At 69.0% G+C, this 11,646-nt stretch carries 11 protein-coding genes; 10 read left to right on the plus strand and 1 reads right to left on the minus strand.

The genetic code is table 11. From position 1 onward, the window contains the following. Nucleotides 1–70: 70 nt before the first annotated feature. On the minus strand, nt 71–382 hold the full coding sequence (gene mihF / locus OHS18_RS25560; protein ID WP_026468624.1) for an integration host factor, actinobacterial type: 312 nt from the start codon (nt 380–382) through the stop codon (nt 71–73). A gap of 444 nt (nt 383–826) precedes the next feature. Here mihF and OHS18_RS25565 point away from each other — a divergent pair, with 444 nt between their 5' ends. The 10 genes from OHS18_RS25565 (at nt 827) to OHS18_RS25610 (ending at nt 11,622) form a co-directional block, all read left to right on the plus strand. After that, nucleotides 827–2,455 (plus strand): long-chain fatty acid--CoA ligase, encoded by a 1,629-nt coding sequence (locus tag OHS18_RS25565; protein ID WP_328612661.1) that lies wholly within the window; start codon nt 827–829, stop codon nt 2,453–2,455. 102 nt (nt 2,456–2,557) lie between these two features. Beyond that, a complete protein-coding gene (locus OHS18_RS25570; RefSeq protein ID WP_328448436.1) occupies nt 2,558–3,853 on the plus strand; it encodes an ABC transporter substrate-binding protein in 1,296 nt (431 codons plus the stop codon). An 8-nt stretch (nt 3,854–3,861) separates the two neighbouring features. Beyond that, complete coding sequence (locus OHS18_RS25575) at nt 3,862–4,758, plus strand: carbohydrate ABC transporter permease (RefSeq protein ID WP_328448434.1); 897 nt, start codon at nt 3,862–3,864, stop codon at nt 4,756–4,758. Next, nucleotides 4,755–5,570: a carbohydrate ABC transporter permease gene (locus OHS18_RS25580; RefSeq protein ID WP_328612662.1), complete on the plus strand. Its 816-nt coding sequence runs from the start codon at nt 4,755–4,757 to the stop codon at nt 5,568–5,570. Before OHS18_RS25575 ends, OHS18_RS25580 begins: the two co-directional genes overlap by 4 nt. Nucleotides 5,571–5,625: 55 nt before the next feature. Continuing rightward, nucleotides 5,626–6,105, plus strand: a complete 480-nt coding sequence (locus OHS18_RS25585) for a DUF4190 domain-containing protein (protein WP_328612663.1) — start codon at nt 5,626–5,628, stop codon at nt 6,103–6,105. Nucleotides 6,106–6,274: 169 nt separating this feature from the next. After that, nucleotides 6,275–7,999, plus strand: a complete 1,725-nt coding sequence (locus OHS18_RS25590) for a TIGR03767 family metallophosphoesterase (protein WP_328612664.1) — start codon at nt 6,275–6,277, stop codon at nt 7,997–7,999. 111 nt (nt 8,000–8,110) lie between these two features. Continuing rightward, a complete protein-coding gene (locus OHS18_RS25595) occupies nt 8,111–8,512 on the plus strand; it encodes a PaaI family thioesterase (protein ID WP_328612665.1) in 402 nt (133 codons plus the stop codon). Nucleotides 8,513–8,583: 71 nt separating this feature from the next. Then, nucleotides 8,584–9,846: a peptidase C39 family protein gene (locus OHS18_RS25600; RefSeq protein WP_328448424.1), complete on the plus strand. Its 1,263-nt coding sequence runs from the start codon at nt 8,584–8,586 to the stop codon at nt 9,844–9,846. Nucleotides 9,847–9,924: 78 nt separating this feature from the next. Further along, nucleotides 9,925–10,416 carry an HAD domain-containing protein gene (locus OHS18_RS25605; protein ID WP_328448422.1) on the plus strand — a complete coding sequence of 164 codons (492 nt, stop codon included), beginning with the start codon at nt 9,925–9,927 and terminating at the stop codon, nt 10,414–10,416. Nucleotides 10,417–10,524: 108 nt separating this feature from the next. After that, a complete protein-coding gene (locus OHS18_RS25610) occupies nt 10,525–11,622 on the plus strand; it encodes an S-(hydroxymethyl)mycothiol dehydrogenase (protein ID WP_328448420.1) in 1,098 nt (365 codons plus the stop codon). Nucleotides 11,623–11,646: the final 24 nt, after the last annotated feature.

The following is an 11,646-nucleotide window of genomic DNA, read 5'->3' on the forward strand; positions in this document are numbered from 1 at the left end:
CAGGATCCGGGAGATCCGCGAGGGAAGTGTCACGAGCGACACTCCCCTCGCGGTCAGCTCCTGGTGACGGCTACTTGAGCGCGTCGATGAGCGCCTCGCGCTGGCGCTCGCCCAGGCCGGCGGCGCGCCGGTCCGGGTCGATGCCGGCCTGCTCGAGCAGGGCGGCGACCTTCACCGCGCCGAGGCCGGGGACGGCCTTCAGCAGCTGGGTGACCTTCGTCTTCCCGATCGTCTTGTTCTCCTTGGCCTGCTTGAGCACCTTTTCGATGCTCTCCTTGCCGGACTTGATCGACGCGAGCAGCTCCGAACGCGCCTTGCGAGCCTCGGCCGCCTTGGCGAGTGCATCGGCGCGCTGCTCCGGAGTCAACGTAGGCAGAGCCAACGTAGTAGTCCTTTCCTCTCAGGTCTCCGCTTTCGCGGCCGACGGCTTTTTGCTGTGCTTGCTGCTGCAAGCGCTGCTCAGCCGTCTCTTACCACGGCCCCAGTAAACGCCACCGGGTTCTCCGCCGTGCAACCGACACGCACTTATTACCCCTGGAGGTGATGCCGGGCAACCCGCTCCGGCCTGCGGAAACGCTCCCAGTGAGCGTCCCGAGTGGCCTCACTCACCCGGAAGTGAAGCCTCCGCTACGCCCCGAATTCGCCCCCTTTTCCTTACACGCAAGGAAAAGGGGCATATTTGATGATCATGATCACCGTTCGGTCGTCCCGCGATCGGGCGACGACCGTGACCGAACGGAGCCGTTGTTGACCATGCCCGCTTCACCCGATCCGCACTAGAGTCGGCTCAACCCCAGTTCACCGGCGAACACCCCCGGGAGTGACCATGTTGAGCACCATGCAGGACGGCCAGCTGTCGCTGGCGAACCTGCTCCGCCACGGCACGTCGGTGCACTCGGCGAGCGAAGTCGTCACCTGGACCGGTTCAGAAGCCCGTCGCGAGACCTACGGCGAGCTCGGCCGCCACGCCGCGCGCCTCGCGAACGCGCTCCGGAGCCTCGGCATCACCGGCGACCAGCGCGTCGGCACGTTCATGTGGAACAACGCCGAGCACCTGGCCGCCTACCTCGCCGTCCCGGCGATGGGCGCCGTGCTGCACACCCTGAACATCCGGCTGTTCCCGGAGCAGCTGGTCTTCGTGGCCAACCACGCCGAGGACCAGGTCGTCATCGTCGACGGCACCCTCGTCCCGCTGCTGGCCAAGCAGCTGCCGGAGTTCAAGACGGTCCGGCACGTCATCGTGGCCAACGGCGACGCGTCGACGCTGCAGGCGCCGGCCGGCGTCGAGGTCCACTCCTACGCCGAGCTGCTGGCCGGCCAGCCCGACACCTTCGACTGGCCGGAGATCGACGAGCGCTCCGCGGCCGCGATGTGTTACACGTCGGGCACGACGGGTGACCCCAAGGGCGTCGTCTACTCGCACCGCTCGATCTGGCTGCACTCGATGCAGGTCTGCATGAGCGACAGCATGAACCTCGCCCAGCACGACAAGGCGCTGGCCATCGTGCCGATGTTCCACGCGATGGCGTGGGGCCTGCCCTACGCGGCGCTGATGGTCGGCGCGACGCTGGTGATGCCGGACCGCTTCCTCCAGCCCGCGCCGCTCGCCGCACTGCTGGCCGACGTCAAGCCGACGTTCGCCGGCGCGGTCCCGACCGTCTGGCAGGGCCTGCTCGCCCACCTCGAAGCCCACCCGCAGGACATCTCGCACCTGCGCGAGGTCGTCGTCGGCGGGTCGGCGGTGCCGCCGTCGCTGATGCACGCGTTCGAGGAGCGGCACAACGTCCGGATCCTGCACGCCTGGGGCATGACGGAGACGTCGCCGCTGGGCAGCGTCGCGCGCCCGCCGGCGTCCGCGACCGGCGACGAGGCCTGGCGCTACCGCTACACGCAGGGCCGCTTCCCGGCGGCCGTGACGGCCCGGCTGATCGGCGACTCGGGCGAAGAGCTGCCCTGGGACAACGAGGCCGTCGGCGAACTGGAGGTCCGCGGCCCGTGGATCGCCGGGGCGTACTACGGCGGGGCCGACATCGACCCGGACAAGTTCCACGACGGCTGGCTGCGCACGGGTGACGTCGGGAAGATCAGCTCCGACGGTTTCCTGACGCTGACCGACCGCGCCAAGGACGTCATCAAGTCCGGCGGCGAGTGGATCTCGTCGGTCGACCTGGAGAACCAGGTCATGGGCCACCCGGCGGTGGCCGAGGCCGCGGTCGTCGGCATCCCGGACGAGAAGTGGGACGAGCGGCCGCTGGTCGCCGTCGTGCTCAAGGAGGGCCGGACGGCTACGCCCGAGGAGCTGCGCGAGTACCTCAGCGACAAGGTCGCGAAGTGGCAACTGCCGGAAAACTGGACCTTCGTGGACGAAGTGCCCAAGACGAGCGTCGGCAAGTTCGACAAGAAGCGGATCCGCGCGTCCTACTCCGAGGGAAAGCTCGACATCTCACAGCTCTAACGGGTAAATCTCCGGCGTGCCTTTAGTTCCGTGAAGGCCACCTTGAGGGACTCTATGTCCCTCAAGGTGGCCTTCACGGACGTTCACGGAGGAGTGCTGGGGATGCGGAACAGGCGGAGTTTTCTCGCGCTCGCGGGAGCGGGAGCGGTGGGCGCGCTCGCGGCGGCGTGCGGGTCGAACACCGGGCGGCAGGGCGACCCGCCCGCGTCGACGGCGTACTCGGCGGGACCGCCGCCGACGGACGCGCCGAAGGTCGGCCTGCAGCAGTGGTACCACGCGTACGGCGAGGACGGCGTCCAGGAAGCCGTCAAGCGCTACGCCGCGACGTACCCCGGCGCCGCCGTCACCGTGCAGTGGAACCCCGGCGACTACGACTCGAAGATCGTCACCGCGCTGCAGAACAGCAAGGTGCCGGACGTCTTCGAGGCGCAGGTGAAGATCGACTGGGTGCGGCAGAACCAGGTCGTCGCGCTCGACGACGTCATCGGGCCGGTGAAGGGTGACTTCAGTCCGGCGGTGCTGGCCGCGCAGACCGTCGAGGGCAAGGTCTACGGCGTCCCGCAGGCCACCGACACGCAGGTGCTCTTCTACCGCAAGAGCCTGCTCCAGGCCGCCGGTGTGCAGCCGCCGCAGACCGTCGACGAGCTGATCGACGCGGCGTCGAAGCTCACGAAGGACGGCGTGAAGGGCTTCTTCGCGGGCAACGACGGCGGTGTCGGTGTGCTCACCGGCCCGCTGCTGTGGTCGGCCGGCCTCGACTACCTGAAGAACGGCAACCGCGAGGTCGGCTTCGACGACCCGCGCGCCGCGACCGCGCTGGCGAAGCTGCACACGCTCAACACCAACGGCTCGCTGCTGCTCGGCGCGCCCGCCGACTGGTCGGACCCGGGTGCGTTCATCGACGGGCTGGCCGCGATGCAGTGGACCGGGCTGTGGAACGTGCCGAAGATCCGCGACGCGTTCGACGACGACTTCGGCGTGCTGCCCTTCCCCAAGCTCGACGGCAGCGGCGCGCCGTCGGTCCCGGTCGGCGCGTACGGCGCGATGGTCAACGCCAAGAGCGCGCACGTCGCCGAGGCGAAGGCGTTCGTGAAGTGGCTGTGGGTGGACCAGACGCAGGACCAGCTGGAGTTCGCGACGAAGTTCGGCTTCCACGTCCCCGCGCGGCAGAGCCTGATCGACCGCGCGGACAGCCTCAAGACCGGCCCGGCCGCCGACGCCGCTCGATTCGTCAAGGAGAACAGCCACCTCGTCGGCGGTCCGGTGTGGACACAGCAGGCGAACACGGCACTGTCCGACGCGGTCGCGAAGATCGCGAAGGAGGGAGCGGACCCGGCCGCGCAGGTCAAGACGGCCATTGCTACTGCCGCTGCCGAGCTCAAGCGTCTTTTTGGATGACACCGGGGATGAAGCGGCGAGACGCACGCACATTCTGGCTGTTCGTCGGGCCGTTCCTGCTGGGGCTGGCGGTGTTCGCGTACCTGCCGATCGGCTGGAGCGCGTACCTCTCGTTCTTCGACGCGCGCAACACCGTCACGCCGACGAAGTTCGTCGGGCTGGACAACTACGGCCACATGCTCACCGACGAGCCGTTCCTGTCCAGCCTCGGCACGTTCAGCGTGTTCGCGCTGTTCATCGTGCCGCTGACGTTCGTGCTGTCGCTGGCGCTCGCGCTCGGCGTCAACCAGCTCCGGTTCGCGCGGGCGTTCTTCCGGTCGGTGTTCTTCCTGCCGTTCGCGTGCTCGTACGTCGTGGCGTCCCTGATCTGGAAGACGTCGCTGTTCTCCGGTGTCCGATACGGCCTGGCGAACACCGTGCTGTCGTTGTTCGGCGCCGACCCGGTGGCGTGGACGGGCACGGTCCACCCGCCGCTGTACTGGATCGTGCTGGTGACGGCGCGGCTGTGGCTGCAACTCGGGTTCTACATGATCCTGTTCATCGCGGCCCTGCAACGGATCCCCCAGCACTTGTACGAGGCCGCGTGGCTCGACGGCGCGAAGCCGGGCTGGCAGGTGTTCCGGTACGTGACGCTGCCCCAGCTGCGCGCGACGGCCGTGGCGGTGCTGTTGCTGAACCTGATCAACGCGTACCAGGCGTTCGACGAGTTCTACAACATCATGGGTGACGCCCGCGGCTACCCGCCGTTCGCGCGGCCACCGTTGGTCTACCTGTACTACACCTCGCTGGGTTCGGGCGGCCAGGACCTCGGCCGCGGCAGCGCGGGTGCGGTGATCCTGGCGCTGATCATCGCCATGGTGACGCTGCTGCAGGGCCGCGTCCTGCGGTTCGGACGTGCGACATGAGGGCGTTCCTCCGCTGGACGGCGCTGATCATCGCAGCCGTGCTGTTCCTGCTGCCGTTCTACCTGCTGCTGCGCAACGGGCTGGCGTCCCGAGCGGAGATCACCGCTCCACAGTGGACCTTCTTTCCGTCCACAATGCACTGGGAGAACTTCTCCAAGCTCTTCGCCTCGGACGACGTCCCCTTCGCGCGAAGCCTGCTGAACTCGGCGATCGTGGCGGTGCTGCAGACAGTCGGCCTGCTGGTGCTGTGCTCGCTGGCGGGCTACGGCCTGGCGCGCATCCCGTACCGGCATTCCGGGATCGTGTTCTACGCGGTGCTGGCGACGCTGATGATCCCGACGTCGGTGACGTTCGTGCCGAGCTTCGTGGTGGTCTCGACGCTCGGCTGGCTGTCGGACTTCCGCGGCTTGGTGATCCCCGGGCTGTTCAGCGCGTTCAGCGTCTTCCTGTTCCGGCAGTACTTCCTGGACTTCCCCCGCGAGCTGGAGGAGGCGGGCCGCGTCGACGGCCTGACGCGCTGGGGCGTGTTCTGGCGCATCGTGGTCCCGAACTCCCGGGGCTTCTTCGCGGCGATCGCGGTCATCACGGTGATCGGCAGCTGGAACGCGTTCCTGTGGCCGCTGATCATCGCCCAGTCGCCGGATTCGTGGACGGTCCAGGTGGCACTGTCGGGCCTGCTGACAGCCCAGAACCCCCAGCTGAACCTGCTGTTCCTGGCGGCGGCGGTGTCGATCCTGCCGATCGTGCTGCTGTTCGCGTTCCTGCAGCGGTACCTGGTGCAGGGGGTGACGGAGTCGGGCCTGAAGGGCTGAGTAACAACCGGAGTCACCGGAACGACTTCGGGTTACTGACAGAAGTGGGTGCGGCGTGACCGATTTCGACTCCTACCAGCAGCCCGGCCCGGCCGAGCCGACGTGGCAGCAGTACCCGCCGTCCATGCCGACACCGGCCCCGCCGGCGGCGATGCAGCCTTACGGGACGCAGCCGTACCCGGTCCAGCCCTACGCGGCGCAGGCCTATCCGTCGCAGCCCTACCTCGCCCAGCCCTACGCGATGGCGGCGTACCCGATGCTGCGCACGAGCGGCATGGCGGTGGCGGGCCTGGTCGTCGGCATCCTCGCCCTGGTCGGTTTCTGGGTCCCGTTCGCGGACCTGCTGCTGGGTTTCCTGGCGATCGGCCTGTCGTGGGCCGGCATGGTCCAGGGCGGCCGGCCCGGCTACACGGGCAAGGGCATGGCGATCGCGGGCCTGATCTGCGGAATCATCGGCGTGATCCCGGCACTGATCGTGATGCTGTTCTTCTTCGGCCTGTTCGCCGCCGCCGGAGCGTGTGGCATCGCCTGCTGAGCGGCGGGGTCAGCGGCGGAAATGACCACGACCTTCGGCGGTACACCCCACCCCAAGCCCTGTGACAAGGTGAACCCAAGTGTCACGGTGAATGTTTTTCATGTTCACCGTGTGGACAACGTCGTCCGGCACGGTGCTGGGCAACCGAGACACCTGGGGAGCGAATCACATGGCCGAACTCACCCGGCGCACCTTCGCCACGGCCGGCGCCGCCGGTCTCGGGCTGCTGCTCTGCACGCCCACCGCGAACGCGCTCGACCGGGCACTGCGGCTCACCTCCACCCGCTCGGTCAGCACCGCCGGAACCACGCTCGAACAGGTCGCGACCGGTGGCGGCACCGCGACCTACTCCCGACTGAGCGCCGGTCCCGGCTGGCCGCTCGTCGTCCGCGGTGATCTCGCCGCACCCCAGGCCGGGCGGGACGACCGGCGCCGCGCGCTGAGCGCGTTCGTGCAGTTCACCGACCTGCACATCACCGACACCGAGAGCCCCGCGCGGTTCGAGTACCTGCACCCCTACATCGGCTCCGCGCACCGGCCGCAGGAAGCGCTCGGGACCGTCGCGACCAGCGCGCTCGTCGAGCGGGTCAACAGCGTCCGGCAGGGCCCGTTCACCGGGCGGCCGTTCGACCTCATGGTCACCACCGGCGACAACACCGACAACCACGAGCTGATCGAGCTCGACTGGTTCCTCAAGGTCCTCAACGGCGGCAGCGTCACGCCGAACTCCGGCGCCACGAACGCCTACGAAGGCGTCCAGAACTCGGGCAACAGCGCGTTCTGGAACCCGGCCATCCCGGGCAGCGACGCCTACTCCGCCAAGGGGTTCCCGCAGCTTCCCGGCCTGCTCGAAGCGGGCATCGGGACGTTCACCGCGCCGGGCCTCGACGTCCCGTGGTTCTGCACCTTCGGCAACCACGACGACAGCATCGTCGGCTCGCTACCGGCCCAGATCCCCGGCATCGACGCCTGGTACACCGGCAAGTACAAGGTGATCGGCAAGGACGAAAGCACCGCGAAGAAGCTCGCCGCGGCCATCAAGAAGCCGGGCTCGAGCGTGCCGGTCGCCGAGCTGTTCGGCGGCGGGGGCACGATCCGCGAGATCACGCCGGACGCACGTCGCCGCCCGTTCAGCACCGGCGAGTTCGTGCGCGCGCACCTGGACACGGCCAACACCGGCCCCGGCCCGGCCGGGCACGGCTTCGGCGCCGACAACGCCGACGGCAAGGCCGTCTACTACACGTTCCGGATCGCGCCGGGCATCACCGGCATCAGCCTCGACACCACGACCGACGCCGGGTTCGCCGACGGCTCGATCGGCCTCGCGCAGTACAACTGGGTCGAGTCGACGCTCAAGCGCGGCAGCTCGGCGTACTACGACTTCTTCGGCCGCCGGGTCACCCACAGCGTCACCGACGAGCTGTTCCTGCTGTTCAGCCACCACACCAGCGGCTCGATGGGCAACCTGCTGCCGGACTCGCGCCACCTGCTCGACCCGCGCCTCGACGGCAACGCGTTCGTCGCGCTGCTCAAGCGCTTCCCGAACGTGCTGGCCTGGGTCAACGGCCACACGCACCTCAACAAGATCACCGCGCACGCCGGCGGCACCCCGAAGCAGAGCTTCTGGGAGATCAACACCGCGTCGCACGTCGACTTCCCGCAGCAGGCCCGGATCGTCGAGGTCGCGGACAACGCCGACGGCACGTTGTCGCTGTTCACGACGCTGATCGAGGCGGAAGCGCCGTACGCCGTGGACTACGACGCCCGGACGCCGCAAGCGCTTGCGTCCCTGTACCGCGAGTTGTCGTACAACGACATCCACGTCGACCTCGGCCGCGTCGGCTCGGATGCGGATCACAACACGGAACTGCTGCTCGTCCACCCGCTTTCCTGAGTCTTCCGCGGCTTGTCGTGAGTGTTTAGGGCGGTTAGAACCGCCCTAAACACTCACGACTACCCCGGAGGTAATCGACCCGCGGCGCCGGTGTCCGGCAGGCTCGAGGGCATGACCGATCCCGAGGGCACGCAGCTCTTCCACCGCTCCATGCCGTTCTCCGAACGCCTCGGCGTCGAGGTCCTCGAACACGGGCCCGCGCTCGTGCGCAGCCGGCTGAAGTGGGACGAGAGCCTCTGCACGCTCGGCGGCGCGCTGCACGGGGGCGCGCTCATGGCGCTGGCCGACTCGACCGGCGCCGTGTGCGCGTTCCTCAACCTGCCCGAGGGCGCGCAGGGCACGACGACTGTCGAGTCGAAGACGAACTTCCTGCGCGCGGTGCGTTCGGGCTACGCGACTGCGTCGTCCAGACCACTGCACGCGGGCCGCAAGTTCGTCGTGGTGGAGACGGAGATCCACGACGACGACGGCAAGTTGGTCGCGAAAGTGACACAGACCCAGGCCGTCCTCTAGGTACCTGTTTACATACCCGGCCGGACCGGCGAAAATCCCTGGCTACTGGGTGGGTCGAGCAAGGAGCCGGGATGCGGGTACGCAGTTTGTTCGCCATATTGTCCGCCGTGATGGTGACGGTGGTGACGGCGCAGGTCGCCGAGGCCGCGCCCGGCCGGCCGGGCGACGACGAGTCGATCGACTACCACGAGTGGGCCGGCGGCCGCCTGCACGAGGGCAGCTTCGCCGGGCTCGCGCTGACCCGCGACGGCCTGCGCATCACCCGCCCGATCGGCACGGTCGAGCACACCGAACCCGAGCTCGGCACGACGAAGACGTACGAATACAGCCAGTGGACGTCGCCGTCGTACCGCCAGGGCTTCGGCGCGACGCAGCTCGTGTCGTCGTGGAACGCACAGACGCCGGCGAAGACCTGGCTGCAGGTCGAGGCGCAGGGCAGGACGGCGGCCGGCGCGGAGACCGGCTGGTACGTGATGGGCCGCTGGGCCAGCGGCGACGCCGACATCCTGCGCACCAGCGTCGACGGCCAGGACGACGCGAACGCCCTGGTCGACGTCGACACGCTGGTCACGAAGACCGGCGTCACGCTCAAGTCGTACAAGCTGCGGATCAGCCTCTACCGCGAGAAGGGCTCGCACGCGACGCCGTCGGTGACGTCGCTGGGCGCGATGACCTCGGCGGTGCCGAACCGCTTCGACGTCCAGACGACGAAGCCGGGCCGCGCGAGCGGGATCGAGCTGAAGGTGCCGGCGTACGCGCAGAACCTCCACAAGGGACAGTTCCCGCAGTACGGCGGGGGCGGCGAGGCCTGGTGCAGCCCGACGTCGACGGAGATGGTGGCCGAGTACTGGGGCAAGAAGCCGTCGGCGGCGGAGATGTCGTGGATCCCGTCGGACTACGTCGACCCGTCGATCGCGTTCGCGGCGCGCTTCACCTACGACCACGCGTACGACGGCACGGGCAACTGGCCGTTCAACACGGCGTACGCGGCGTCGCGCGGGCTGCGCGGGCACATCACGCGGCTGCACTCGCTGAACGAGCTGGAGAACTACATCGTCCGCGGCATCCCGGTGATCACGTCCCAGTCGTTCCTGGCCTCCGAGCTGGACGGCGCGGGTTACGGCACGGCGGGCCACATCATGGTGGTGGTCGGCTTCACCAAGGACGGCGACGTGATCGTCAACGACCCGGCGTCGAGCAGCAACGACCGGGTGCGCAACGTGTACAAGCGAGACCAGTTCGAGAAGATCTGGCAGCGGACCCAGCGGTACCGCGCGGACGGAACCGTGGCGGGCGGCCCGGGCGGGATCGCGTACATCATCACCCCGGCTTGACCCCCGACGTGTCGTGAGGGGCACCCCCAGGGACGTTATGTCCCTGAGGGTGCCCCTCATGGCAGACTTCGCGCTGCCATGAGCAAGCCGTTGGTGTTCCTCGACGTGGACGGCCCGCTGATCCCCTTCGGGAGAAGCACCGGGCAGTACGAGGTGTTCACGAACGCCGAACTGGCCAACCCGCTGCTGTCCCGGGTCGATCCGAGCGTCGGCCCCCGGCTGCTGGCCCTCGGTGGCGACCTGATCTGGGCCACCACCTGGCTGGACGAGGCCAACGAGTGCGTCGCCCCGCTGCTCGGCCTGCCGCCGCTGCCGGTGCTGACCTGGCCGGACTCTCCCGACGAGGAGCGCGACGCCCGCGCCGGGCGGCACCGGAAGACCCGGCGGATCGTCGAGCGGGCCGCGGGCCTGCCTTTCGTCTGGATCGACGACGAGACGACCGGCGCGGACCGGCGCTGGGTGACGGCCCACCACCCGGGGCCGGCGCTACTCCACACGGTCGCGCCGAGCGCCGGTCTCACCGCCGGTGACCTCGACGTCATCGCCGCCTGGGTGCATCAGTTGCGCTAGACGCACCCTGTTGCGTCTTCACCACCGACTCTCACTCATGCGGATGTCGCCATCTCCGCATGATCCGTGATTAGCTGCGGGCAGAACCAGCGAGGAAGGTGGATTCGCATGCCGTACGAGGTCCAGGGGGTCGTTTCGCGGGCGAAGGGCGAGCCTGTCTCGCTGGAGACCGTGCTCGTGCCCGATCCCGGGCCGGGCGAGGCCGTCGTGAACGTGCAGGCCTGCGGGGTCTGCCACACCGACCTGCACTACCGCCAGGGCGGGATCAACGACGACTTCCCGTTCCTGCTCGGCCACGAGGCCGCCGGGGTCGTCGAAGCCGTCGGGGACGGCGTCACCGATCTCGAGCCCGGCGACTACGTCATCCTCAACTGGCGCGCCGTCTGCGGCACCTGCAGGGCCTGCAAGCGCGGCAAGCCGTGGTACTGCTTCTCGACGTTCAACGCCACCCAGCCGATGACGCTCGCCGACGGCACCAAGCTGTCGGCCGCGCTCGGCGTCGGCGCGTTCCTCGAGAAGACGCTCGTCCACAGCGGACAGTGCACGAAGGTCGACCGCGACGCCGAACCCGCCGTCGCCGGGCTGCTCGGCTGCGGCGTGATGGCCGGGCTCGGCGCGGCGATCAACACCGGCGCCGTCACCCGCGGCGACTCGGTCGCGGTCATCGGCTGCGGCGGCGTCGGGGACGCGGCCATCGCGGGCGCGAAGCTCGCCGGCGCCACCACGATCGTCGCGATCGACATGGACGACCGGAAGCTGGAGTGGGCCAAGGACTTCGGCGCCACCCACACGGTCAACAGCAAGGGTCTCTCCGAAGAAGCCGTCGTCGAGGCCATGCAGGACGCCACCAGCTCGTTCGGCCCGGACGTCGTGATCGACGCCGTCGGCCGGCCGGAGACCTGGCGCCAGGCCTTCTACGGGCGCGACCTCGCCGGCACCGTCGTGCTGGTCGGTGTGCCGACGCCGGAGATGCGCCTCGACGACCTGCCGCTGATCGACTTCTTCTCGCGCGGCGGCTCGCTCAAGTCGTCGTGGTACGGCGATTGCCTGCCGAGCCGCGACTTCCCGATGCTGGTGGACCTCTACCTGCAGGGCCGGCTGCCGCTCGACAAGTTCGTCACCGAGCGGATCGGCGTCGACGGCGTCGAGCAGGCCTTCGAGCGCATGCACCACGGTGACGTCCTGCGTAGCGTGGTGACGTTCTGACGCTCTTCGTCGACGAGGACTACC

This window comes from Amycolatopsis sp. NBC_00355 (genome assembly GCF_036104975.1).
Lineage (GTDB): Bacteria > Actinomycetota > Actinomycetes > Mycobacteriales > Pseudonocardiaceae > Amycolatopsis.

What these genes read in the sequence shown, in the direction of transcription:
- OHS18_RS25595 (WP_328612665.1), top strand. Translation starts at nt 8,111, where the DNA reads ATGACCGATCCCGAGGGCACGCAGCTCTTCCACCGCTCCATGCCGTTC.
- OHS18_RS25590 (WP_328612664.1), top strand. Translation starts at nt 6,275, where the DNA reads ATGGCCGAACTCACCCGGCGCACCTTCGCCACGGCCGGCGCCGCCGGT.
- OHS18_RS25605 (WP_328448422.1), top strand. Translation starts at nt 9,925, where the DNA reads ATGAGCAAGCCGTTGGTGTTCCTCGACGTGGACGGCCCGCTGATCCCC.
- OHS18_RS25565 (WP_328612661.1), top strand. Translation starts at nt 827, where the DNA reads ATGTTGAGCACCATGCAGGACGGCCAGCTGTCGCTGGCGAACCTGCTC.
- OHS18_RS25580 (WP_328612662.1), top strand. Translation starts at nt 4,755, where the DNA reads ATGAGGGCGTTCCTCCGCTGGACGGCGCTGATCATCGCAGCCGTGCTG.
- OHS18_RS25575 (WP_328448434.1), top strand. Translation starts at nt 3,862, where the DNA reads ATGAAGCGGCGAGACGCACGCACATTCTGGCTGTTCGTCGGGCCGTTC.
- OHS18_RS25570 (WP_328448436.1), top strand. Translation starts at nt 2,558, where the DNA reads ATGCGGAACAGGCGGAGTTTTCTCGCGCTCGCGGGAGCGGGAGCGGTG.
- OHS18_RS25610 (WP_328448420.1), top strand. Translation starts at nt 10,525, where the DNA reads ATGCCGTACGAGGTCCAGGGGGTCGTTTCGCGGGCGAAGGGCGAGCCT.
- OHS18_RS25600 (WP_328448424.1), top strand. Translation starts at nt 8,584, where the DNA reads ATGCGGGTACGCAGTTTGTTCGCCATATTGTCCGCCGTGATGGTGACG.